Here is a 23,656-nt window from a genome sequence, read left to right on the forward strand (position 1 = left end):
ATCCGGTCGCCACAGGGCGCGAAGCAGGGTTAAAGGCGAACAGGAACCACACGCGCCGAACGGCGCGAGGAGTCGCATGTCTCAGGCGCGTTTTTCGGTCCGGACTGCCGTGGCCGAGGGCTTCGAATTCTGGCGCGCCAACGTGCTCAGGGCGATTGGCCCGCTGGTTCTCGCCTCCGTCGGACTTGTCGTGCTGCTGACGGCCAAGGCGCTGCCGTTGGTGGCCATCGGTTTCGCGGTCTATGTGCTGGCCGGACTGATGGCCCAGGGCGCCCTCTATCGCATCGGCCTGGCGGACGCGGGCGCGGAGTCCCCCGACCATAACGGCCCGTTCGGTCTGCAGTGGCGGGCCCTGGAAGGACGGCTCGTCATCGTTGGTCTTCTGGCGACGGTGTTCCTCGCGATCGTCGTGGTCATCGCGGTCTTCATGGTGTCGGCGCTTCTGGTCGGCCTCGTCGGCGTGCAGGAGACGACCGCGGCCACCACGCCGGAGATGCTGCTGGCGAGTCTGACCCCGACGGGAGCCTTCCTGTTCAACGCCGCGGCGCTGATCGCGGTCGCGGGGCTGCTGGCGCTCAACGCCCGCCTGTCGATGGCCGTGCCGGCGACGGCGGCCGAGAACCGTGTGCGATTCCTCAGCAGTCTCCGTCTGACCAAGGGGTCCTTGCTGCGCATTCTCGCCGCGACGATCGTGATCAACCTGCCGATCATCATCATGCAGTCGCTGGCCGGCCTGTTTGGTCAGGCCATGCATGGCCCGGATGCCGTCGCCCTGACGCAGCTTGTTGTCGGAATCGTCTCGACCTTCTTCTATGTGCCGATCTCGGTGGGCATGACGTCCCACATCTATCGTCGTCTGCGGCAGGGGGCAGGCCAATGATCATTTCGCCGTCCGACACGGCCTTCGAGGGCTTCCGCATCATCCGCGACCGGCCGGGACTGATCCTGGCCTGGACGGGCTTCTACCTGCTCTCGCTGCTGGCGATGATCGTCGTGCTGCTGGTGCCGAACATCGGCACCCTGGCGGCCGTCGAGGCGACCGGCGTGCAGCGCGACTTCAGTGAACTGGTCGCCCGGTTCGGCGTGTCGATGTTCATCGCCTTCCCGCTGGCGGTGATCATGCCGATCATGCTGGTGACGGCGATCTACCGCACCGTGCTCAATCCCGAGGACAAGGGCTTCGCCCACCTCAAGATCAGCGCCGACGAACTGCGCATGTTCCTCGTCAGCCTGCTGGTGATCTTCATCTTCGCCATCGCCAGCGGCCTCTACGGCGCCCTGGTGGTGGTGGTGGCCAACAACTCGGGCGGCCTGCACAGGGCGGTGACCGTGGTGGGATCGCTCGGCGGCGTGGTCCTGCTGGGCTGGCTCGCCACGCGGCTGGCGCTGGCGGGGGTTATGACCTTCGCCGAGCACCACTTCCGCCTCTCGGCCGCCTGGCGGCTGACCCAGGGCCAGTTCTGGCGGCTGCTGCTCACGCTTGGCCTGACGATCGTCTACGCCGTCGGCGTGGTCATTCTGGCGCTGGTGTTCAGCCTGGTGCTGGCCAAGATCACCGGCGGCTTCACGATGATGGGCCGGCTGGCCAGCCCCGACCTCAGCCACCTCACGCCGGCGCTGGCGCTAGGCCTGCTCGGCGAACTGCTGTTGCAGATGGCCCTGCAGACCCTGCTCATCGTGCTGGTGTTCGTGATCTTCTACGCCCCGCCGGCGGCCGCCTATCGCCGCCTCAAGGCCCACGGCGTCGCCGACCTCTAGGCGGCGGCGCTCGGCCGGGCGGAGACCCGTTCCAGCCAGGCGCGCAGGTGCGGCGCGTCCGTCGGGACGTCGAGCCCGGTGAAGCTGGCGAAGTCGATCGTCGTCAGGGCCACGATGTCGGCCATCGAATAGCGCGGCCCCGCCAGGAATTCCCGGCCGTCGGCCAGCTCGCGGTCCAGCCAGGCCAGCACCCGGCCATAGGTCTCGCGGTTGGACTCGCCGAAGTCCTGGAACTGGGTCAGCAGGGCCGCGGTCAGCGGATGGGCGTGGCGCCAGAACATGCCGACCGGCGTCATCAGCTGGAATTCGATGCGGCGAATCCACATGTCGATGGTCGCCTGCTCGATCGCCGTCTCGCCGAACAGGGCCGGGGCCGGATGCAGGCTTTCGAGGTACCGGCAGATCGACACGCTCTCGGAAATGGCCGTCCCGTCGTCGAGCACCAGGGTCGGCACCTGGCCCAGCGAGTTGCGCGCCCGGTGTTCGTCCGACTTGTGCTCGCGCTTGTGCAGCGCGACGCGCGTCTCGGGCAGGTCGATGCCCTTCTCGGCGATGAAGATGCGCACGCGGCGGGGATTGGGCGCGGGGTTGCGCTCGCCGTAGAGGATCATGCGGGAGCGCCTGTTTCAGCGAGCGTTTGGCGGCAGGTCGACAAGGCGTGGCTCCTGGGCGGCGGGTTGCCCCCACAAGACCATGCCCGGCGGGTGTTGTCATGATGCCGTCGCGGGACATTGCGATGGGAAAGGGTGCAACCCGGAGGCGCGGCGGGTCTTGCCACGCCGGATCGGGAATGCTCACCTCGCCGCCGGAGCGGTGGTCGGGGATCGCCGATGTGGGGAGTGCTACGGGATGTTTTCGGCGACAGACGCCGCCTTCAGCGGATTTCGCGAAGGTCGTGAGAATTTCAGGACGCTGCTGATCTGGATTCCGATCCTCGGCGTCCTGTCCCTCACCATGCTTGTGCTGATGATCGTGTTCGCGGGGCCCGGCCTCGTGGCGCTGCAGCAGCAGCAGGCGGCGTCCGGTTCCGATCCCAAGGCCGCCCTTGAGGCCTTGAAGCCGCTCGGGACGCTCTACGCCGTGATCATCCCCTATTGCCTGGTCTTCTACGGCATCCTCTACGCCGCGGTGAACCGCATGATCCTGCGGCCGTCCGACCGCAAGCTGGCCTGGATCGCGTTCGGGGCCGACGAGCTCCGGCAGATCGGCCTGATGATCCTGATGGGCCTGCTGTTCTTCGCTGTCTATCTGGTCGGTGTGATCGTCGTCGGCGTTCTGGCCGCGGCGATCGGCGCCGCTGCGGGTACGGGCGTCGGAATCCTCGTCGGCGTGATCGCCGGACTCGCGTTGCTGGGGCTGCTGGTGGTGATGTCGGTCCGCCTGTCGCTCGCCAGCGCCCAGACCTACGCCACAGGGCGCATCAACCTGTTCGGGTCGTGGAAGCTGACCAAGGGGCGCGTCCTGCCCATGCTCGGGGCCTATCTGCTGGCGCTGGTGCTGGCCATGATCGCCTATGCCGCTGTCTATGCGATCCTGCTGCTCGTGGTGATCACCCTCGGCGGCGGCTTCGCGGCGGCCGGCGGCATCTTCTCGCCGGACATGACCTCGCTGCAGACCTACTTCACGCCGATGACGCTGCTGTACCAGCTGCTGGCGATGATCCCCGCGCCGTTCCTGATGCTGATCATGCTCTGCCCGGCGCCGTCGATCTATCGCAGCCTGGTCGGCGCCAGCGGACCGGCGTCGACGTTTGACTGACGCGCCCGCCGCGAGCGGGCCGCCTAGGCCCGCTTGCGGCGCTCGCCGGCCCGGTCGCGGTGGCGCTTGAGCACCTCGGCCAGATAGCGGCCGGTCCAGCTGCCCTCGATGCCGGCGACCTTCTCGGGCGTGCCGACGCCGACGATCTCGCCGCCGCCGTCGCCGCCTTCGGGGCCGAAGTCGACGATCCAGTCGGCCGTCTTCACGACGTCCAGATTGTGCTCGATGACCACCACGGTGTTGCCGTGGTCGACCAGCTCATGCAGCACCTCGAGCAGCTTCTTGGTGTCCTCGAAATGCAGGCCGGTGGTCGGCTCGTCGAGGATGTAGAGCGTCCGTCCGGTGGCCCGCTTGCTCAGCTCCTTGGACAGCTTGACGCGCTGCGCCTCGCCGCCGGACAGGGTGGTCGCCTGCTGGCCGACGTGGATGTAGCCGAGGCCGACGCGCTTGAGCGTCTCCATCTTGTCGCGCACCGGCGGCACGACCTTGAAGAAGTCGGCGGCCTCCTCGACGGTCATGTCCAGGATGTCGGCGATCGACTTGCCCTTGAACAGGATCTCGAGCGTCTCGCGGTTGTAGCGTTTGCCCTTGCAGACGTCGCAGGTGACGTAGACGTCGGGCAGGAAGTGCATCTCGATCTTGATCAGGCCGTCGCCCTGGCAGGCCTCGCAGCGGCCGCCCTTGACGTTGAAGCTGAACCGGCCCGGGCCGTAGCCGCGCGCCTTGCTTTCCGGCAGCTGGCTGAACCAGTCGCGGATCGGCTGGAAGGCGCCGGTATAGGTGGCCGGGTTCGAGCGCGGCGTGCGGCCGATCGGGCTCTGGTCGATGTCGATGACCTTGTCGAAGTTCTCCAGCCCCTCGATCTTCTCGTAGGGGGCGGGGGCCTCGCTGGCGTTGTTCAGCCGGCGCGCGGCGGCCTTGTAGAGGGTCTCGATGGTGAAGGTCGATTTGCCGCCGCCGCTGACCCCGGTGATGCAGGTGAAGGTGCCGACCGGGATCTCGCCGGTGACTCTCTTGAGGTTGTTGCCGGTGGCGCCGACGACGCGCAGCACATGTTTCTTCGAGATCGGCCGGCGCTGCTCGGGTACGGCGATCTCGCGCGTCCCGGTCAGATACTGGCCGGTGATGCTGGCCGGGTTGGCCATGATGTCGTCGGGCTTGCCCTCGGCGATGATATTGCCGCCGTGCACGCCTGCGGCGGGGCCCATGTCGATGACATAGTCGGCCGTGAGGATGGCTTCCTCGTCGTGCTCGACCACCAGCACCGAGTTGCCGAGATCGCGCAGGCCGCGCAGTGATTGCAGCAGGCGGGTGTTGTCGCGCTGGTGCAGGCCGATCGACGGCTCGTCCAGCACATAGAGCACGCCGGTCAGGCCGCTGCCGATCTGGCTGGCCAGGCGGATGCGCTGGCTCTCGCCGCCGGACAGGGTGCCCGAGCCGCGCGAGAGGTTCAGGTAGTCGAGACCGACGTCGACGAGGAAGCGCAGGCGGTCGTTGATCTCCTTCAGGATCCGCCGGGCAATCTCCATCTGCTTGTCGGTCAGCTGGCCTTCGAGCGCCTCGAACCAGGCCTTGGCCTGGCGGATGGCCAGGGTGCTGACCTCGGCGATGTTGCGCTGGCCGATCTTGACCGCCAGAGCCTCGGGCTTGAGGCGCGCGCCGTGGCAGACGTCGCAGGGCGTGTCCGACTGGTAGCGGCCCAGCTCCTCGCGGACCCAGCTGGAGTCGGTCTCGCGCCAGCGCCGCTCAAGGTTCGGCAACACGCCCTCGAACGGCTTGTTGACCTCATACTTGCGGGCGTTGTCGTCGTAGACGAAGTGGATTTTCTCGGTCCCGGTTCCGTACAGCACGACCTTCTGGGCCTCGGCCGACAGGCTGTGCCAGGGCGCGTCCATCGAGAAACCATAGTGCCGCGCCAGCGCCTGCAGCGTCTGGGTGTAGAGCGGCGAGGGGCCCTTGGCCCAGGGCGACACGGCGCCCTTGTGCAGGGTCTTGTCCTTGTCCGGCACCACCAGGTCGGCGTCGAACGCCAACTTGGCCCCCAGGCCGTCACAGGCCGGGCAGGCCCCGAACGGGTTGTTGAACGAGAACAGCCGCGGCTCGATTTCGCTGATGGTGAAGCCGCTGACCGGGCAGGCGAACTTCTCTGAGAACAGGATGCGGTGCGGCTCGCTGGCGCCCTCGGCGATGTCGGCCCATTCGGCCACCGCGATGCCGTCGGCCAGGCGCAGGGCCTGCTCGATGCTGTCGGCGTAGCGCTGCTCCAGGCCGTTCTTGGTCACCAGCCGGTCCACGACCACGTCGATGTCGTGCTTGAACTTCTTGTCGAGCTCTGGCGCGTCCTCGATCGGATAGAGCACGCCGTCGATCTTCAGACGCTGGAAGCCGAGCTTGCGCCACTCGGCGATCTCCTTGCGGTACTCGCCCTTGCGGCCGCGGACGACGGGGGCCAGCAGGTACAGCCGCTCGCCCTCGGGCAGGGCGGTCAGCTTGTCGACCATCTGGCTGACGGTCTGGCTCTCGATCGGCAGGCCGGTGGCCGGCGAATAGGGCACCCCGACCCGCGCCCAAAGCAGGCGCATGTAGTCGTGGATCTCGGTCACCGTGCCGACGGTCGAGCGCGGATTGCGGCTTGTGGTCTTCTGTTCGATCGAGATGGCCGGCGACAGGCCCTCGATCAGGTCGACGTCCGGCTTGCTCATCAGTTCGAGGAACTGGCGGGCGTAGGCCGACAGGCTCTCGACGTAGCGGCGCTGTCCCTCGGCGTAGATGGTGTCGAACGCCAGCGACGACTTGCCCGAGCCCGACAGGCCGGTGATCACCACCAGCTCGCCGCGGGGAATGTCGACGCTGACATTCTTGAGATTGTGCTCCCGCGCGCCGCGCACGCGGATGAAATTCTGATGGTCGGCCATGGTCACCGGGAGGAACGCTCAGCCGGCCAGAAGGAAGCGCGGCGCAACGGCTATATGTAGTGCGCAGACTCGCCAATTGCACAAGAACATTGTGGGAACGCGGCGGCATGATGTCAGCAGGGGCCGATCCTGCTGACACCACCCTGTCATCAGCCCCGGTCGATGCGCGCCGCGAAGCAGCCCCGCCGGGCGTTGTGGGCGTGCAGATAGGCCGCGCGCGGGTCGGCGAGGAAGCGCTCGATCAGCGGCCCGGCCTGCGCGCCCTCGACAATCTCGGCGTCGATCATCATGCCGGCCTTGTCGTAGGCCCGGATCGCCAGCAGGCGCGCCTTCAGCGCCGGCGGCAGGTCGTCCTCGAACCGGGCCGGCGACGCCGCGGCCTCGCGCACGAAGATGGCGTGGCGCGATCGGTAGGGGGTCTCGGCGGCATGGTGCTCGTGGTTGAGCAGCAGCACCGTCTCGCCCGGGTCCGCGTCCTCCAGCGTGATGCGACACGGAAAGCCGGGCTTGCTGTCGACGGTCATGCGGATGACGCCGCGCGTGGCCAGAGCGGCCTCGTCGAGGCCGAACAGCGGGGCGAAGGGCTCGGGCGACAGGCCGGTGACGACGTAGGACATGGGGACTCCTCTGTTGAGGGGTTCCAGTCTGGTCAGGCGCGCGGCGGGCCGCGACCCGGTTCTTGCTGACTTTCAGTCCGGCCGCACGAACCGTTCGCCGACGCCGAGCATCACGCCGCTGGCGTTGGCCACGCCCAGTTCGAGACTCTCGGCGATGTTGCGGGCGCGGACGATGAAATGCTCGGCGGCCAGCGGCGTGCATAGCCAGCGGGCCGTATCCTCGAACAGCGCCAGCCAGCGGTCGAAATGGCGCGCGTCGACCGGCAGCCGCATGTGCTTGGGCATCGGCCGCCCTTGGTAGGCGCCGGTGGCCAGCGCCACCGAACCCCAGAACACCTTCATCTGCGCCAGGTGCGGCCCCCAGTCGGCGATCCTCTCGGCGAACACCGGCCCCAGCAGCGGGTCGGCCCGCACCCGCTGGTAGAAGGCCTCGACAAGGTCGGAGATCAGCGCCTCGTCGATGCCCGTCGCCGCCTTGGCGCGCGCGATGGCGTCGGCGCGGCGCGCGCGGGCTTCTTCGGGCGAATAGGCCGTGGCCTGGAAGGCGAGGGGATCGCTCATGGGCGTCAGATAGTCCTCCGCTGCGCCCCTGGCCACCCGGCCGCGTCTTTGCGCCGCGCCGGCGATGGCCTATATCGGGGGTCCGGCGCCGGGCCGGTCACCCAAGGGAGGCTCTCGTGGATCGCAGCATGGAAAATCGCTTCGCCGTTTCCCTGTCCCTGCCCGTGAGCGCCCATGTCTCCCCGGATCTCCACCAGTCTCGTTCTGGACGCCGTCTCCGCCTCGACGCCTGACGGCCGTCTTCTCTTCGACAACGTGAGCCTCGCCTTCGGGCGGGAACGCACCGGCCTCGTCGGTCGCAACGGCGTGGGCAAGTCCACGCTGCTGCGCCTGCTCACCGGCGAGCAGGCCCCCGCCTCAGGCCGCATCAGCCGCGCGGGCCGGATCGGCGTGCTGCGCCAGACGCTGGCGCCGCCGCCGGGCGCGACGGTAGCGGACCTTCTGGGCGTCGCCGACGGCCTCGCGCGGCTGGCCCGGGTCGAGGCCGGAACGGCCGATGACGAGGACTTCGCCGAGGCCGACTGGGACCTGCCCGCGCGGATCGACGACGCGCTGATCGAGGTCGGTCTGCCCGGCCTTGCCTATGACCGGCCGGGCGACAGCCTCAGCGGCGGCCAGCTGACGCGGCTGGCCCTGGCGGCGCTGCTGGTCAGCGCGCCGGACGTCATCCTGCTCGACGAGCCGACCAACAATCTCGATGCCGAGGCGCGGGCCTTCCTCGTCGGCGTCCTGCGGCGCTGGCGGGGCGGGGCGGTGGTGGTCAGCCACGACCGGGCGCTGCTGCGCGAGATGGACCGCATCGTCGAGCTCTCGGGGCTCGGCGCGCGGGTCTATGGCGGCAACTACGACCTCTACGTCGAGCGGAAGGCCGAGGAACGGGCGGCGGCCGAACGGGCGCTGGGCGACGCCGAACGCGTGGCCGGCCGCATCGAACGCGACGCCCAGCAGGCGCGCGAACGCAAGGACCGGCGCGACTCTGCCGGCCGCAAGTACGCAGCCTCGGGCTCGGCCCCGAAGATCCTGCTCGGCGCCATGGCCGAGCGGGCCGAGAACAGCGGCGCCCGGGGCGAGCGGCTGGCCGAACGCCAGCGGGATGCGGCGGCCGAGGCGCTGGCGGCGGCGCGGGCGCGGGTCGAACAGGTGCGGGCGCTGGCCTTCGCCCTGCCGTCCTCAGGGCTCGCGGCGAGCAAGACCGTGCTGGCCTTCGAGTACGTGGCGTTCGGCTACGGCGAGACGCCGATCCTGTCGGACCTGTCGCTGAAGATCGTCGGACCCGAGCGGGTCGCGGTGACCGGACCCAACGGCGCCGGCAAGACGACCCTGATCCGGCTGGCGGCCGGGGAGCTCGTCCCCGTGGCGGGAAGGATCACCTGCGGCGCGCGCTCGGTGCTGCTCGACCAGAAGACCGCCGTGGTGCGCGACGACGAGACGATCCTGCAGGCCTTCCAGCGGCTCAATCCCGCCGCCTCGGTCAATGACGCCCAGGCGGCGCTGGCCCGCTTCCTGTTCCGCAACACCGCCGCGCACCAGACGGTCGGCTCGCTGAGTGGCGGGGAACGGCTGCGCGCGGCGCTGGCCTGCGTGTTGTCGTCGCCGGAGCCGCCGCAGCTGCTGATTCTCGACGAGCCGACCAACCATCTGGACCTGCAGTCGATCGAGGCGGTCGAGGCGGCGCTGGCCGGTTACGACGGGGCTCTGCTGGTGGTCAGCCACGACCCGGACTTTCTGGCGGCCATCGGCATCGGCCGTGAGATCGCCCTGGGCTGACCTCAGCCGCCGATGACGCGGAAGGTGGCGTTGGCCCGGGCGACCGTCTCGCCGTCGGCGGTCACGAACAGCTGGGCGAAACACAGGGTCCTGCCGCGTTTGGCGAAGGCCGTGGTGAACTCCAGCCACTGGCCGGGCTTCGCCGCGCCGAGGAAGTCGATCGCCAGCGACACCGTGACCAGTCCGCCGGCGGCGTTCAGACCCAGCCCCGCTGAAAGGCCCATGGCGTTGTCGGCGAGGGCCGAGATCAGGCCGCCGTGCACCAGTCCGCGGCTGTTGCAGTGCGCTTCGCCGGCCCGCAGGCCGATGATCACCGCCTCGTCCGTCGTGCGGCTGTAGAGCGGCTCCCACGGCGCGGTGAGCGGGCTCTGGCGGAAATGGGGTGTGAACCCCTCTGGAACGGACATGGCCATCAACCTTCTATTGATGTAGACCAGTCTATATAAAAACTCATGGCAGCCCAGCCCAAACATCGTCAGGCCATCGTCCAGGCCGCCGCCGTTCTGTTCCGGCGTCGCGGTTACGCGGCCACGGGTCTGAATGACATCGTCGCCCGCAGCCGCGCGCCCAAGGGCTCGCTCTATCACTACTTCCCGCAGGGCAAGGCGCAGATCGGCGAGGCGGCGGTGCGCCATGCCGGGGACCTTGTCCGGCGCACCCTGCAGCAGATCGCCGCCGAAGCGCCGGACGGGGCGTCCCTGGTCCGGGCGTACGTGCGCCGGCTGGCCGGCTGGATGGAGCAGAGCGGCTGGCGGGATGGTTGCCCGATCACGACGGTGCTGCTGGAGACGGCCGCCGAGGACGAGGCGCTGCGACAGGCGGGGCTGGAAGCCTTCGCGGCCTGGGAGGCCGTGATCGCCGGCAAACTGCGCGCCGATGGCGTCGCCGACGGGGAGGCCGACCGGCTGGCCGGCGTGGCCATCGGCCTGCTGCAGGGCAGTCTAATCCGCGCCCGCCTGTATCGCGGGCCGGCGCCCATTCTCGAGGCCGGCGAACACCTCGCGACCCTCTTTGACGCCAGGATCGCGCGCCCGCTCGATTGACCCCTGGACCGGCGCGGCCGGGCACGGTTCCTGCTGGGAACCCGCCAGAGCGTTTCGTTCGGGGACAGGCGTTGAAAACTCTCGCCATCATTGCCCGCAAAGGCGGGACCGGGAAAACCACCCTGGCCGTGCATCTGGCGGCCGCGGCCCATGCTTCCGGCTACGTCACCCTTTTGGCCGACACCGACCGGCAGCACTCGGCCGTTGAATGGCGCCGCATGCGCCAGCAGACCCAGCCCGTCGTCGAGGCCGTCAAGCCGGGAGCCCTGTTCGCCCGCCAGCAGGACGCCGCCCGCGCCGGGGTGGACCTGCTGATCGTCGACACCGGCCCGTCGGTCGAGGAGGAGGTCGAACAGGCGGTCCGCTGCGCCGATCTCTGCCTGGTCGTGGCCCGGCCCAATTTCTTCGACATCCGCGCGGTCGCCGAGTCCGCCGCCCTGGCCGCGCGCTTTCACCGGCCGGTCGCGTTCGTGCTCAACCAGGCTCCGCATCGCCAGCAATCGATCGAGGCGCCGGTGCTGATGGAGGCCGTCTCGGCCCTGCGCGCCCTGGGCTTCCCGGTCGCGCCGATCGGCCTGCGCACCCGCGTCGCCTACCAACGCAGCGTGGCGGGCGGCTCGACGGCTCAGGACATGGAGCCGTCCAGCTCCGCCGCCGGCGAGATCACCGCCCTGTGGTCGTGGGTCGAGGCGCGCCTGCAGACCCAGCGGCCCGTGGTCCGCACCCCGACCTTCATCGCAGCCACCGACCGCACCGTGCCGCTTACGCTCTAGCCGCGCGGCAGCAGCACGCCGGCGATCACGTTGCGCTGGGTTTCGCTCGATCCCGAATAGATGCTCGCCGCCCGGGTGGCGAAGTGCTTGGCGGTCGCCCGTGCGCCGTCGGCCAGTCGGCCGGCCTCGTCGCGGAACGGGTCCAGCGCGAGCCCCCGCGCCGTGCCCGTGATCTCCATGGCCAGCTCGGCCACCCGCTGGTGCAGCTCGCTGCCGATCAGCTTGAGCACGGAAGAACTGGTGTTGTCGCCGGGGCGCAGGCGTCCGCCCGGCAGCAGGTTGAGCTCGGCCTGTTCGAAGGCGGTCAGTTCGATCTCGGCGGCCACGAGGCGCGCCATCAGGCCGGGCTCCAGATCGTCCGCCGCCATCGCCGCGGCCCGGGCGCGCTGGTAGACGCGGCGAACCAGCGCGGCCGGGGTGTTGTTCGAGCGGGCCAGCGACATCAGCCGCTTGGCCACGGCCCAGCCCTGGCCTTCCTCGCCGATGCGGCTGGCGACCGGCACGCTGACCTGGTCGAAGAACACCGCGTTCAGTTCATGCTCGCCGTCGATGGTGATGATCGGCGAGACGGTCAGGCCAGGCGTGGTCATGTCGATCAGCAGGAAGGTCAGGCCCTTCTGCGGCTTGTCTTCCGTCGCCGTGCGCACCAGCGCGAACATGCGGTTCGCCAGGTGGGCGCCGGTGGTCCAGATCTTCGAGCCGTTGACGATGTAGCGTTCGCCGACGCGCTCGGCCCTGGTCGCCACCTGGGCCAGGTCGGACCCGGCGCCGGGCTCGGAGAAGCCCTGGGCCCACAGATCCTCGCCCGACAGGATGGCGGGCAGGTAGCGCGCCTTCTGCATCGGCGTGCCCATCTCGATGATCAGCGGCCCCAGGCTGCGGATGCCGCCGGCGAACAGCACCGGGGCGTCGTTGAGGGCGCATTCGCGATCGAACAGGAAGCGCTGGCGCGGCGTCCAGCCCGTGCCGCCCTCGGCGACCGGCCAGCCCGGCGCGATCCAGCCGCGGCGGTGCAGGCGCTGGTGCCACAGCTTGCAGGCGGCGATGTCGCTGTGGACGCCCAGCGTGCGGCGGCCGGCCTCGCGCAGGTCGGGCGTCAGGGCCTCGGCGAGGAATCGGCGGACTTCGGCGAGGAAGGTCGCGTCTGGATCGGATTCGACGGGGGATGGGCAGGGAGCCGGCATGGTAGCCAGCAGAGGGCGGGGCGGGGACCCCGTCCCTGATTCAGGTCAAATCAGGCGCTCTTGTTCAGCGTGATCGCCCGGGCGTCGCCGGCCTGGCCGACTGCGCCGGGGCCATAGCCGGCGCCGGTCGTGCGTTGCGAGGCCACTTCCTCGGCTATGGCGCGGACCAGACCCTCGGTGACGGTGCGGGCGGCTTCCAGCGCGCGGCCCTGGCGGGCCAGCACGGCGTCGAACGCCTCGGTCGCCTGCATCAGCCGCATGCGCTGCTCCAGCGGCGCCTCCTCGATCATCGCCGGCGCCTGACGCACCCGCGCCGACTCGTGGCGGTAGATGTTGGCCAGCTTCGACAGCTCTTCCATCTGGGCGGCGGCGTCCTGCGGCCGACGCTGTTCGAACGCCAGGCACTGCTGCGCCATCAGCGCGGTCAGCCGGTCGGTCAGGGAGATCAGTTGGTCGACACGGTCGGTCGCGTCGCGGGCGTCGAGGGCCATGAATTCGTCTTTCTAGGTGAGACCTTGGAGTTTGAGCATTTCGCGCTGGACCATGTCGCCGATGCCCAGGCTGCCGTGCTTGGCGGTCTGTTTGGCGATGGCGTCGGTCATGAACGACTTGAACATCGCCTCGGCGTCGCCGCCGCCGAACGGGGCGTCGGTCGACAGGCCGGCGAACATCGGCTGCAGCATGGTGGACAGGAACGAGGCCTCGAACGTCTGCGCGGCGTCGGAGATCTTGCGCTTGCGGGCCAGGTCGCCGGCCGAAGCGGTCGGCGTCTGGGCCTGGGCCATCAGGATGTCGGCGGAAACGCCCACGGGTGCGGTCATCACATCACCTCGATGTCGGCTTGCAGGGCGCCGGCGGCCTTGATCGCCTGCAGGATGGAAATCATGTCGCGCGGCGTGACGCCCAGGGCGTTGAGGCCGCTGACCAGGCTGGCCAGCGAGGCGCCGTTCTTCAGCGTCAGCAGCTGGCGGCCGCGTTCCTCGTCCACCGCGACCGCGGACTGGCTGGTCACCACCGTGTCGCCGCCGCGGCTGAAGGGCTGGGGCTGGCTGACCTGCGGCGTTTCCTGCACCGAGATGGTCAGGTTGCCCTGGGCGATGGCCACGGTGGAGATGCGCACCGAGTCGCCCATGACGATGACGCCGCTGATCTCGTCGACGATGACCTTGGCCGGGGCGTCGGGTTCGATCTCGAGCGTCTCGACGGCGGTCATGAAGCCCACCATGCCCTGGCCCGCCGGCGGACGCAGGGTGACGATGGTCGGATTGTCGGCCACGGCCGTGCCGGGGTAGCGGGCGTTGATCACCGTGGCGATGCGCTGGGCCGTGGTGAAGTCGGGATTGCGCAGGGTCATGCGCATCTCGCTCATCTGGGCCATCTGGAAGCCGGTCTCGCGCTCGATCGTCGCCCCGCCGGCGATGCGGCCGGCCGTGGGGACGCCCTTGCTGACCGAGGAGCCCGACGCGCCGCTGGCCGAGACGGATCCGGTCTGCACCGTGCCCTGGGCCACCGCGTAGACGTTGCCGTCCGCGCCGAGCAGCGAGGTCACCAGCAGGGTGCCGCCCTGCAGGCTCTTGGCGTCGCCGGCGGCCGAGACGGTCACGTCGATGGCCGAGCCCGAGGCCGCGAACGGCGGCAGCTTGGCGGTGACCATGACCACGGCCACGTTCTTGGTGTTGAGGTTGGTGTCGCGAACATTGACGCCGAGCCGCTCGAACATCGCCTCAAGGCTCTGGCGGGTCATCGGCGCGTTGCGCAGGTTGTCGCCGGTGCCGTTCAGGCCGACCACCAGGCCGTAGCCGGTCAGCTGGTTTTCCCGCACGCCCTCGAAGGCGACGACGTCCTTGATTCTGGATTTGGCGAAGGCCGGTCCGGCCATCACCAGGGCCAGAACCACCATCAGACTGCCGGCTACCGAGGGACGCATGTCTTTCCTGTCGCAACGCCACGCTACCCGCGCTCCCATGCGAGAAGCGCGCCACGACAAAAGCGCTGTAAAAACAGGACGATAGCGGGCGAATGGCTCGTCGCCACCTTGCCCACGGCAGAATTTGCCCGGCATTAACCATGCCGCAAGCTACCGGGCCGACATTGAGGTCCAATTCACGGTTCGGAGCGGCGTATCGCCTCCATGAAAGTCACGGGATCCAGTTCGGCCGGATCACTCGGAAGCGCCAGGGCCGCGGCGCGCCCGTCAGGCGGGCAGGGCGCCTTTTCGCTGCCTGCGACGGCCTCGGCCAGCGCCGCTTCTGACATCGCCCGCAGCGTCGGCGTGGGCGGAATCGGCTCGCTCGACGCGCTGCTGGCCCTGCAGGATGTCGGCGGGCCGCTGGAGCGCCGCCGCCGGGCCATGGGCCGGGCCGACCGCATTCTCGACGTGCTCGACGAGGTCAAGGTGGCCCTGATCGACGGCGAGGTGTCGGCCCGAGACCTGGAACGTCTCGCGCGGGCCATCCGCGAGGAGCGCATGGCCACCGACGATCCGCGCCTCGAAGGGGTGCTCAACGAGATCGAAACCCGCGCCGCGGTGGAGATGGCGAAGCTCGAACAGGCGAAGGTCGCGGCATGAATCGCCCGCCCGACGCGAGCTTCATTGATCGACGCAGCGCTTTTGATATAAGGCCCCGCTCTTGTGAGCGTGGCGTAATGGGGGCGTGAGACGTCAATGACGACGGCTACGGTTCTGGCGGAAGAAACGACTTATCGTCCTTCGGACGATGAGGAGTTCATGAACGAGCGACAGCTCGAATATTTCAAGCAAAAGTTGCTGGCCTGGAAGGATGAGATCCTTCGCGAATCTCGCGAAACGGTCACCCATCTCCAGAAGGAAACAGAGAACCACCCCGATCTGGCCGACCGCGCTACGTCGGAGACTGATCGGGCTCTGGAACTCCGCACCCGCGACCGGCAACGGAAACTCATCTCGAAGATCGACGAGGCCCTGCGTCGCATCGAGGACGGCTCTTACGGCTACTGCGAGGAGACGGGGGAGCCCATCGGTCTCGCCCGGCTCGAGGCCCGTCCCGTGGCGACCATGAGCGTCGAGGCCCAGGAGCGGCACGAGCGCCGCGAACGGGTCCATCGGGACGACTGATACAAAGGGGGGCAGGCGCCGGTGGCGTCTGTCCCCTGCTTTCGGGATCGTCCGCGGTCCTCGGACCTGATCTCCGGCGCCCTCCGACCTTGACTTCCCGCCGCTCAAAGCCGACCTAGCCCGGCTCTGAGAAGGACGACTTTCCCATGACCGTAAGGGTCCGTTTCGCGCCGTCGCCTACCGGGCGGCTGCATGTCGGCAACATTCGCACCGGCCTGATCAACTGGCTGTTCGCCCGCTCGCAGGGCGGCCAGTTCGTGCTGCGCATCGACGACACCGATCTGGAGCGCTCGACGCAGGAATACGAGGACGGCATCGAGACCGACCTCGCCTGGCTCGGCATGGTCTGGGACGAAAAGCACAAGCAGTCGGCGCGCTTCCCGCTGTACCGCGAGGCCGCGGAGCGCCTGAAGGCGACCGGCCGCCTGTACCCCTGCTACGAGACCGGCGAGGAACTCGACCGCCGCCGGAAGGTGCAGCTCTCCCGCGGGCAGCCGCCGGTCTATGACCGCGCCGCGTTGAAGCTCAGCGAAGCCGAGCGGGCGACGCTGGAGGCCGAGGGGCGGCGGCCGCACTGGCGCTTCCGCCTCGAGGGCAAGCGGGTGAAGTGGGCCGACCTGGCGCGGGGCGACTGCGAGGTCGACACCGCCTCGATGTCGGATCCCGTGCTGATCCGCGAGGACGGGGCCTTCCTCTACACCCTGCCGTCGGTGGTCGATGACATCGACCTGGCCATCACCCACGTGATCCGCGGCGAGGACCACGTCACCAACACCGGCGCGCAGATCGAGATCTTCGAGGCGCTGGGCGCGAAGGCGCCGCAGTTCGCCCACACCACCCTGCTGGTCGGCGCGGACGGCGAGGGCCTGTCCAAGCGCATCGGTTCGCTGTCGATCATGGAACTGCGTGATGGCGGCTATGAGCCGCTGGCGATCGTCTCGCACCTGGCCCGCATCGGAACCTCCGATCCGCTGGAGGCGTCCGAGAGCATCGACGCCCTGGCCGCGGCCTTCACCTTCGGCAAGATGGCCCGTCATCCGGGCCGTTATGACCCGGCCGACCTGTCGCGGCTGAACGCGGCCGTGCTGCACGCGATGAGCTACGCCGAGGCGCAGCCCCGGCTGGCCGAGCTGGGCGCCGATCTGGGCGAGCCCTTCTGGCTGGCGATCCGCTCGAATCTCGGTCTGTTCTCGGGCGTGTCCAACTGGGTGCGCGTGGTGCAGGGCGCGGTGACGCCGCTGATCGCGGAGGAGGATCGCGCGGTCGTGGCGGCTGCCGCTGAACTGCTGCCGGCGATGCTCGACGGCGCCAGCTGGAGCGCCTGGACCACGGCGGTGAAGGAGAAGACCGGGGCCAAGGGCCGCGGTCTGTTCATGCCGCTGCGTCGGGCCCTGACGGGACTCGACCATGGTCCGGAGATGGGCCCGCTGCTGCCGCTGATCGGCCACGACAAGGCGGCCCGCCGGCTGACCGGCGAAACCGCCTGAGTCCGCTCAGGTAAGGCCGGACACGGCCCGGTCGGTCGGCTGGACGCCGATCTCGGCGCCCATCGCCAGCACGGCCGGGACGACCGCCTCGACGGTGTCGACCGATCGCCAGGCGTCGGCGAAGTTGGCCGGCGACAGCTTCTCGCGGATCGTGTGGTGGAACAGCTCGAACAGCGGGTCCCAGAAGCCGCGCGGATTGTAGAACACCACCGGCTTGGCGTGCAGGCCGAGGCGCTGCCACGACAGCAGCTCGACGATCTCTTCCAGCGTGCCGATGCCGCCGGGCAGGACGACGAAGGCGTCCGACCGTTCGAACATCATCATCTTCCGCTCGTGCATCGAGTGGACGACGATGGTCTCGACGTCGTTGAACGGTTGTTCGCGGCCCTGCAGGAAGTCGGGGATGATGCCGAGCACCCGTCCGCCGGCGTCGTGCGCGCCGCGCGCGCTGGCGCCCATCAGGCCGACGCCGCCGCCGCCGTAGACGAACTTCAGGCCCGCGGCCGCGATCTCAGCCCCGATCGCATGGGCCGAGGACAGGAACTGCGGGTCCGCGTCGTTGGACGATCCGCAATAGACGCAGATCGAATCCACGCGGGCAGGCTGGCTGGGCATCTCCAAAGGGCTCCGGGGATGAAAAAGGCGCGCTTGCGGGCGCGCCGTGGGGCTATCATCTGCATGATCGGTTTTTGAGGGCGGGGTTGCAAGCGTGGTGTCGGGACGTTGGATCGCCTGGGCGGGTCTCCTGCCGCTGCTGCTCGTGGGGGCCTGTGGCGATGGCGGCCGGCCGGTGTGGAAATCCGAGGCCCCGAAGGTCGCCCCGGTCGACAGCTATCTGACGCCGCCGCGCGTGCTGGCGGTGCGGGCCGGGCGCGGCGGAATCGCTCTCGCCGGTCTCGCCGAGCCCGGCGCCCGCGTGCGGCTGGGTGAACCGACCGGCCAGATGCATCCGGGCCAGGCCAACGCGGCCGGGCAGTGGACCATTGTCGTGCCGCCGTCAGCCGATCTACGGCTGTTCGGCGTGGCCATGATCGTCGACAAGCGCACGATCCAGGCGGAGGGCTACGTCGCCGTGGCGCCGGACGGCCGCGCGGCGCTGCTGCGCGCCGGCGCGGGCGCCGTGGTGGTGGCGCCGACCTCGCGCCGGCCGCTGATGCTGGCGCTGGATCTTGATCGCGACGGCGCGGCGATGATCTCCGGCGTCGGCACGGTCGGGGCGGAAATCGGCCTGCGGCTCGATCGCACCGCCGCCGGCGGCACGACCATCGATCGCCAGGGCCGCTACAGCTTCGCGCTCAGCCGCCCGATCACCCCGGCGACTCATGAACTGGAAATGTCCGGCGAGGGCGGCGAGGACGTGATCGTCGTCGCCACCGGCCGGCCCGAGGCCCTCGACCGGCCGTTCCGGGCCACCCGTCTGTCCAACGCCTGGCGCATCGACTGGATGACGCCCGGCGGCGGCGCCCAGACGACGTTGCTGTTCGACACGCCGGCGCCGGAGGCACGCTGATGCGCGGCCACGCTCCGCGCACCCGCCGCCCCGCCGAGACGCCGGCGCCGCAGCCCGAGGCCGAGCCCCGCGCGCGGCCGCTGACGGCGCTGAAGGACCTGGCCGGACTGGTGCTGCGGTCGAAGGCGCCGGGCCTGACCTGGCGGCTGACGGTCGCCTCGATCCTGACCCTCGGCGGCAAGATCGCCGGTGTGACGGCCCCGCTGTTGCTCGGCGCGGCCGTCAACCATCTGGCGGCCGGACAGGGAGCAGGCGTCCAGGTCGGGGCGGCCTTCGCCGGCCTCGCGCTGGGCTGGGCCGCGATCCGTTTCGTGGCCGCCGCCGCGCCCCAGGCCCGCGACGCGATCATCACGCCCGTGGCCCAGGCGGCCCAGGCGCGGGCGGCGTCGGAGACCTTCGCCCACGCCCTGTCGCTGTCGATGGATTTCCACCAGAGCAAGCGGACCGGCTCGCTGTCGCGGGTCATCGACCGCGGCGCCCGTTCGATGGACTTCCTGCTGCGGGCGCTGGTGTTCAACCTCGCCCCGACGGTGATCGAGCTGTTCATCGCGGCGGGGGTGCTGGCGGGCAAGTACGACTGGCGCTTCGCCGCGGTCGCGGTGGCCACGGTGGCGGTCTACATCGTTCTGACCTTCTCGGTGTCGGACTGGCGCATCGCCCACCGCCGGGCGCTCAACGACGCCGACCAGGAAGCCGCCGGCCGCGCCGTTGACGCCCTGATCAACTACGAGACGGTCAAGACCTTCGGCGCCGAGGCCCGCGCCGTGGCCAACTACGAGGTGGCCCTGGGCCAGTACGCCGTGGCCCAGGTCCGGGCGACCAACTCCCTGACCCTGCTCAACGCCATGCAGTCCGGGATCATGAGCCTGGGTCTCGCCCTGATGGCGGTGATGGCCGGCTGGGAGGCGTCGCAGGGCCGCATGGGGCCGGGCGATGTCACGGCGGCCGTGCTGATCATGATCAACCTCTATGCGCCGCTCAACATTCTCGGCTTCGCCTACCGCGAAATCCGCCAGTCTTTCATAGACATGGAGGCGATGCTTGATCTGCGCCGCCAGGCGCCGGACGTGGCCGAGGCCGCCGATGCGACCGATCTGCCGGCCGCGCCGGCGGGACAGGGGGGCGAGGTCGTGTTCGACGCGGTGTCGTTCCGCCATGGCGCGCGCTCGGAGGGCATCAGCGAGGTCAGCTTCCGCGCCCGGCCGGGAACCACGGTCGCCCTGGTCGGGCCCTCGGGCGCCGGCAAGACGACGCTGGTGCGTCTGGCCCTGCGGCTCATCGATCCCCAGACCGGCGGCGTGTCGATCGACGGGGTCGACCTGCGCCGGCTGAAGATGGCCGCCCTGCGCCGGGCCGTGGCGCTGGTGCCGCAGGATGTGGCCCTGTTCAACGACACGCTCGAAGCCAACATCGCCTTCGGCCGGCCGGACGCGACGCGCGAGGAGATCGCCTCCGCCGCCGCCGCCGCCGAGCTGTCGACCTTCATCGCGGGCCTGCCGGACGGCATGGCGACCAAGGTCGGGGAGCGGGGCCTGAAGTTGTCGGGCGGCGAGCGCCAGCGCGTCGGCCTGGCCCGCGCGCTGCTGGCCGATCCCCGCGTGCTGATCCTCGACGAAGCGACCAGCGCGCTCGACTCCCGCACCGAGGCGGCCATCCAGGACACCCTGCGCCGGGCCCGCAAGGGCCGCACAACGCTGGTCGTGGCCCACCGGCTGTCGACCATCGCCGACGCCGACGAGATCCTCGTCCTCAAGAAGGGCCGTATCGTCGAGCGCGGCGCCCACGACGCCCTGCTGGCCGCCGGCGGCGAATACGCCACCCTGTGGAAACGCCAGACCCGCGGCCGGTAGGGGAGTTCCGGCCGGGGACAGGATCGCCTGTCCCCGTTGTTGCCCGTTACTGCGCGCTGGAGCGCGGGTCCTTACCGCTCGGGCCGCGCGTAGGGCTGGTACCCCTCGTCCGCGACCTGGGCCTCGTCGTTGACGCGCTGGCGGTCCGCCCAGGCCTGCTTGCCGCGCAGGGCCAGCCAGATGTTGCGGAACCGCCGGGCCAGGGTCTTGGGCGCGGCCAGGGCGGCCGGGGTCAGGAACAGGGTCAGCAGGGTCGCGAAGCTCAACCCCCAGACCACGGCGGCCGACAGCTGGACCCACCACTCCGACCCCGGCGACTTGTACTCGATGTCGCCGACGCGGAAGTTGGGGTGGATCTGGAACATCAGCGGCAGCAGCCCCACCACCGTCACCAGCGTGGTCAGCATGACCGGCCGGAACCGCTGCACTGCCGCGCGCATGGCCGCCACATCGGCGTCGAAGCCCTGTCGCCTGAGCTGGTAGTAGGTGTCGACGAGCACGATGTTGTGGCCCACGACCACCCCGAACAGGGCGATGATCCCGGTCCCCATCATGATGATCGAGATGTAGTCGAAGGTGTGCAGCAGATTGACCTGCACCCCCAGGAACACCCCGATGGTCGATATGACCACCGCCGACAGCGTCACCAGCACGCCGTAGAAGCTGTTGAACTGCCAGAGCAGAATCACGCCCATCATGAAGATGGTCGCCAGGCCCGCGACGAGGAAGAAGACGCCGGCCTTCTGGGCCTCCTCGTCGGCGCCGCGGAACTTCCAGCGCACGGACGGGGCGATCGGCGCCTTTTCCAGCCAGGGCCGGAGCTGCTCGATCTTCTGGTTGGCCGCCACGCCGTCGACGGTGTTGGCCTTGATGATTACCAGCCGCTGGCCGTCCCGACGCTGGATGGAGGTCACCTGCTGCGCCGGGGTCTGGTGGACGAAATAGCTGGCCGGCACCGGGCCCTGGGCCGTGGTGATCTTCAGCCGGTCAAACGCCGACATGTTGCGCGCGCTCGGCGGGAACCGGACGCGGATGTCGAGCTCGTCCTCGGCGTCGTCCGGCCGGAAGCGGCCGACCAGGATGCCGTTGGTCACGAACTGGATCGCCTGGCCGACCTGCAGCACATCGACGCCGTAGCGACCGGCCGCGATGCGGTCGACGGTCAGGTTCCATTCGATGCCCGGAGAGGCCCGGGTGTCTTCCTGTTCGATCAGCTGCGGATCGCCGGCGAGGTGGGCCTTGATCAGGTCGGCGGCCTGGTTGAGGGACGCCGGATCGGAGCCGCGCAGCTCGACCTGGATGTCCTTGCCCTGCGGCGGGCCGCCCTGCGGCAGCTGGACCTCGGTCAGGACCCCGGGCACATCGGCGACGCGCTTGCGGATGTCCTCGACGATCTGCTGGCCGCGGATGTCAAGCTCGTGCCGGGCCTCGAAGTTGACGAACTGGATGCGCAGTCGGCCGATGGTGTCGTTCGGCGGGCCGCCGAAGCCGAAGCTGTTGAACGCGCCGGCCGAGGCGTAGATCGACTCCATGCCCTTCAGACCGACCAGCCGGGCCTCGACCTGCTGCACCAGGGCGTTGGCCGCCTCGGTCGACAGGTTGCCGCGCGCCTTCACATAGACCGTGGCCCATTCGGGATCCTGGTCGAGGAAGAACTCGGTCCGGTGCGGCGTCTTCGAGAACCAGACGAAGATCGAGATAATCACCGCCATCGCCACGAGAGTCACCCGGCCGGGATGGTGGCCTGACGACCACAGGATCCGGGCGTACCAGCCCATGAACCCTTCCATCTGGCGCGGATCGCCGTGTTCGGACTTGTGGATCTGCGCCAGGTGCTCCTCGTCGACGCCCGTCTTGCGGCCGAAGATTGACCCCAGCGCCGGCGTGAAGATCAGCGCCACGAAGATCGACGCGCCGAGCACCATGAACAGGGTGATCGGCAGGTAGCTCATGAACTTCCCGGCGATCGAGTTCCAGAACATGAACGGGATGAAGGCGCACAGCGTGGTCAGGGTGCCGTTGACCACCGGCCAGAACATCCGTTTGCCGGCCGCGGCGAAGGCCTCGGCCTTGGCCATGCCCTCGGCCTGTTTTCGATCCGCGTATTCGACGATGACGATGCCCCCGTCGACGAGGATGCCGACGGCCAGGATCAGGCCGAACATGACCATCTGGTTCAGGGTGATGCCGAACGCCTGCAGCAGCAGGAAGGCGATCATGAAGCACAGCGGGATGGCCAGGCCGACCATGATCCCCTGGCGCAGGCCCAGGCTGGCGATGATGATCACCATGACCAGCAGGGTCGCCGTGATCAGGCCCGACTCCAGCACCACCAGGCCGCGGTTGATGAACTCGCTTTCGTCGTAGGTGAAGTCGACCTTGACCGTCGGCGGCCAGCGCTTGGACTCCTCGGCCACGACCTTGCGGACCTCGGCCACGGTGTCGAGCACGTTGGCGCCGGAACGCTTGACCACGTCGATGGCGAACGCCGGCTGGCCGTTGAACCGGGTGATCCGGGTCGGTTCCTTGAAGGTGCGGCGCACCTCGCCGATGTCGCCGACGGTGATCAGCCGGTCGCCGTTCTTCTTGATCGGCAGGGCCAGGATGTCCTCGGGCTTCTCGATCACGCCCGGAACCTTGACGGCGAACTTGCCGCCCTCGGTCTGCAGGTTGCCGGCCGGGACAAGCTGGTTGTTGCGGCCGATGACCCCCGCCAGCTCGCCGGCCGTGACGTTGGCCGCCTCCATCCGCACGGGGTCGATGGTGACTTCGAGCAGTTCCTCGCGGCCGCCGCCGAGATCGGTGCGCAGGACGCCCTCGAGGCTCTCGATGCGGTCCTGCAGCTCGCGCGCGGTCTGGTACAGCGTCCGCTCCGGCGCCGCGCCGGACAGCATGATGCCCAGCACCGGATCGTCGTTGACGTTGTTTTCCTGGATGATCGGTTCTTCGGCGTCGGGCGGGAAGCGGCCGCGCGCCAGGTCGACCTTGGCCCGCACGTCCTGCAGGACCTTGTCCTTGTCGAAGTTGACCTCGAACTCCAGCACCACGGTCGCGGCGTTCTGCTGTGCGACGGCGTTCATCTCCTTCAGCCCTTCGAGGGACTGAAGCTCGCGCTCGAGCGGACGCACCAGCAGCCGTTCCGAGTCCTCGGGGCTGACGCCGGGATAGGGCACGGTGATGGCGATGAACGGCACGGGAATGTTCGGGTTCGATTCCCGCGGCAGACCCATGTAGGCGAACAGGCCGAACAACGACGCAATCGCGGCGATGCCGAGCACGACCTTGCGCCGCTTGATGGCGCCGTCGATCAGGGCTGCGATCATCTTGGACTTCTCCTGG

General features: G+C 69.4%; 22 protein-coding genes. 11 read left to right on the forward strand and 11 right to left on the reverse strand.

Annotation, left to right across the window (positions count from 1 at the left end):
* Window positions 1-76: 76 nt before the first annotated feature.
* Both AC1RN0_RS05050 and AC1RN0_RS05055 read left to right on the forward strand, forming a co-directional pair.
* Entirely contained in the window at window positions 77-880 is an 804-nt protein-coding gene (locus tag AC1RN0_RS05050) for a hypothetical protein (protein ID WP_492786335.1), read from the forward strand.
* The gene (locus tag AC1RN0_RS05055; RefSeq protein ID WP_492786336.1) at window positions 877-1,758 is read left to right on the forward strand and encodes a hypothetical protein; all 882 of its coding nucleotides are present in this window, start codon (window positions 877-879) and stop codon (window positions 1,756-1,758) included. The genes AC1RN0_RS05050 and AC1RN0_RS05055 overlap by 4 nt, the downstream gene beginning before the upstream one ends.
* On the opposite strand, the gene AC1RN0_RS05060 is transcribed toward AC1RN0_RS05055, so the two are convergent.
* Window positions 1,755-2,369 (reverse strand): glutathione S-transferase family protein, encoded by a 615-nt coding sequence (locus AC1RN0_RS05060; RefSeq protein ID WP_492786337.1) that lies wholly within the window; start codon window positions 2,367-2,369, stop codon window positions 1,755-1,757. The genes AC1RN0_RS05055 and AC1RN0_RS05060 overlap by 4 nt on opposite strands.
* Window positions 2,370-2,607: 238 nt before the next feature.
* Between AC1RN0_RS05060 and AC1RN0_RS05065 the strand changes: the two genes are divergently transcribed.
* On the forward strand, window positions 2,608-3,516 hold the full coding sequence (locus tag AC1RN0_RS05065) for a hypothetical protein (RefSeq protein WP_492786338.1): 909 nt from the start codon (window positions 2,608-2,610) through the stop codon (window positions 3,514-3,516).
* Between the two features lie 23 nt (window positions 3,517-3,539).
* Here AC1RN0_RS05065 and uvrA read toward each other — a convergent pair whose 3' ends face one another.
* The 3 genes from uvrA to AC1RN0_RS05080 form a co-directional block, all read right to left on the reverse strand.
* Complete coding sequence (gene uvrA, locus AC1RN0_RS05070) at window positions 3,540-6,431, reverse strand: excinuclease ABC subunit UvrA (protein WP_492786339.1); 2,892 nt, start codon at window positions 6,429-6,431, stop codon at window positions 3,540-3,542.
* A gap of 149 nt (window positions 6,432-6,580) precedes the next feature.
* A complete protein-coding gene (locus tag AC1RN0_RS05075) occupies window positions 6,581-7,048 on the reverse strand; it encodes a DUF1203 domain-containing protein (protein WP_492786340.1) in 468 nt (155 codons plus the stop codon).
* Between the two features lie 72 nt (window positions 7,049-7,120).
* Window positions 7,121-7,609 carry a group III truncated hemoglobin gene (locus tag AC1RN0_RS05080; protein ID WP_492786341.1) on the reverse strand — a complete coding sequence of 163 codons (489 nt, stop codon included), beginning with the start codon at window positions 7,607-7,609 and terminating at the stop codon, window positions 7,121-7,123.
* A gap of 174 nt (window positions 7,610-7,783) precedes the next feature.
* Here AC1RN0_RS05080 and AC1RN0_RS05085 point away from each other — a divergent pair, with 174 nt between their 5' ends.
* A complete protein-coding gene (locus AC1RN0_RS05085) occupies window positions 7,784-9,376 on the forward strand; it encodes an ABC-F family ATP-binding cassette domain-containing protein (RefSeq protein ID WP_492786342.1) in 1,593 nt (530 codons plus the stop codon).
* A gap of 2 nt (window positions 9,377-9,378) precedes the next feature.
* Here the strand turns inward: AC1RN0_RS05085 and AC1RN0_RS05090 are convergent, their stop codons facing one another.
* Window positions 9,379-9,789, reverse strand: coding sequence for a PaaI family thioesterase (locus AC1RN0_RS05090; protein WP_492786343.1), 411 nt, complete (start codon window positions 9,787-9,789; stop codon window positions 9,379-9,381).
* Window positions 9,790-9,828: 39 nt separating this feature from the next.
* On the opposite strand from AC1RN0_RS05090, the gene AC1RN0_RS05095 reads away from it, so the two are divergent.
* Window positions 9,829-10,419 carry a TetR/AcrR family transcriptional regulator gene (locus AC1RN0_RS05095; protein WP_492786344.1) on the forward strand — a complete coding sequence of 197 codons (591 nt, stop codon included), beginning with the start codon at window positions 9,829-9,831 and terminating at the stop codon, window positions 10,417-10,419.
* A gap of 71 nt (window positions 10,420-10,490) precedes the next feature.
* Window positions 10,491-11,192: an AAA family ATPase gene (locus tag AC1RN0_RS05100; protein WP_492786345.1), complete on the forward strand. Its 702-nt coding sequence runs from the start codon at window positions 10,491-10,493 to the stop codon at window positions 11,190-11,192.
* Here the strand turns inward: AC1RN0_RS05100 and AC1RN0_RS05105 are convergent.
* From AC1RN0_RS05105 to AC1RN0_RS05120, 4 genes are read right to left on the reverse strand one after another with little or no spacing between them, the layout of a single operon-like run.
* Window positions 11,189-12,376: an acyl-CoA dehydrogenase family protein gene (locus AC1RN0_RS05105; protein WP_492786346.1), complete on the reverse strand. Its 1,188-nt coding sequence runs from the start codon at window positions 12,374-12,376 to the stop codon at window positions 11,189-11,191. The genes AC1RN0_RS05100 and AC1RN0_RS05105 overlap by 4 nt on opposite strands.
* A gap of 50 nt (window positions 12,377-12,426) precedes the next feature.
* A complete protein-coding gene (locus AC1RN0_RS05110; protein ID WP_492786347.1) occupies window positions 12,427-12,867 on the reverse strand; it encodes a flagellar basal body protein in 441 nt (146 codons plus the stop codon).
* A gap of 12 nt (window positions 12,868-12,879) precedes the next feature.
* A complete protein-coding gene (locus AC1RN0_RS05115) occupies window positions 12,880-13,197 on the reverse strand; it encodes a rod-binding protein (protein WP_492786348.1) in 318 nt (105 codons plus the stop codon).
* Window positions 13,197-14,303, reverse strand: coding sequence for a flagellar basal body P-ring protein FlgI (locus tag AC1RN0_RS05120; RefSeq protein ID WP_492786349.1), 1,107 nt, complete (start codon window positions 14,301-14,303; stop codon window positions 13,197-13,199). The genes AC1RN0_RS05115 and AC1RN0_RS05120 overlap by 1 nt, the downstream gene beginning before the upstream one ends.
* A 204-nt stretch (window positions 14,304-14,507) precedes the next feature.
* Between AC1RN0_RS05120 and fliX the strand changes: the two genes are divergently transcribed.
* The 3 genes from fliX (at window position 14,508) to gltX (ending at window position 16,957) form a co-directional block, all read left to right on the forward strand.
* Window positions 14,508-14,945, forward strand: coding sequence for a flagellar assembly regulator FliX (gene fliX / locus AC1RN0_RS05125; protein ID WP_492786350.1), 438 nt, complete (start codon window positions 14,508-14,510; stop codon window positions 14,943-14,945).
* Between the two features lie 96 nt (window positions 14,946-15,041).
* Window positions 15,042-15,470: an RNA polymerase-binding protein DksA gene (gene dksA / locus AC1RN0_RS05130; protein ID WP_492786351.1), complete on the forward strand. Its 429-nt coding sequence runs from the start codon at window positions 15,042-15,044 to the stop codon at window positions 15,468-15,470.
* A gap of 146 nt (window positions 15,471-15,616) precedes the next feature.
* Entirely contained in the window at window positions 15,617-16,957 is a 1,341-nt protein-coding gene (gene gltX / locus AC1RN0_RS05135; protein ID WP_492786352.1) for a glutamate--tRNA ligase, read from the forward strand.
* A gap of 6 nt (window positions 16,958-16,963) precedes the next feature.
* On the opposite strand, the gene AC1RN0_RS05140 is transcribed toward gltX, so the two are convergent.
* The gene (locus tag AC1RN0_RS05140; protein ID WP_492786353.1) at window positions 16,964-17,572 is read right to left on the reverse strand and encodes an LOG family protein; all 609 of its coding nucleotides are present in this window, start codon (window positions 17,570-17,572) and stop codon (window positions 16,964-16,966) included.
* A 94-nt stretch (window positions 17,573-17,666) separates the two neighbouring features.
* On the opposite strand from AC1RN0_RS05140, the gene AC1RN0_RS05145 reads away from it, so the two are divergent.
* Both AC1RN0_RS05145 and AC1RN0_RS05150 read left to right on the forward strand, forming a co-directional pair.
* Window positions 17,667-18,467 carry a hypothetical protein gene (locus AC1RN0_RS05145; RefSeq protein ID WP_492786354.1) on the forward strand — a complete coding sequence of 267 codons (801 nt, stop codon included), beginning with the start codon at window positions 17,667-17,669 and terminating at the stop codon, window positions 18,465-18,467.
* Window positions 18,467-20,317, forward strand: a complete 1,851-nt coding sequence (locus AC1RN0_RS05150; RefSeq protein ID WP_492786355.1) for an ABCB family ABC transporter ATP-binding protein/permease — start codon at window positions 18,467-18,469, stop codon at window positions 20,315-20,317. The genes AC1RN0_RS05145 and AC1RN0_RS05150 overlap by 1 nt, the downstream gene beginning before the upstream one ends.
* A 71-nt stretch (window positions 20,318-20,388) precedes the next feature.
* Here AC1RN0_RS05150 and AC1RN0_RS05155 read toward each other — a convergent pair whose 3' ends face one another.
* Window positions 20,389-23,640, reverse strand: coding sequence for an efflux RND transporter permease subunit (locus tag AC1RN0_RS05155; protein ID WP_492786356.1), 3,252 nt, complete (start codon window positions 23,638-23,640; stop codon window positions 20,389-20,391).
* Between the last annotated feature and the right edge of the window lie 16 nt (window positions 23,641-23,656).

The organism is Caulobacter sp. GW821-FHT12F03, from assembly GCF_058806855.1.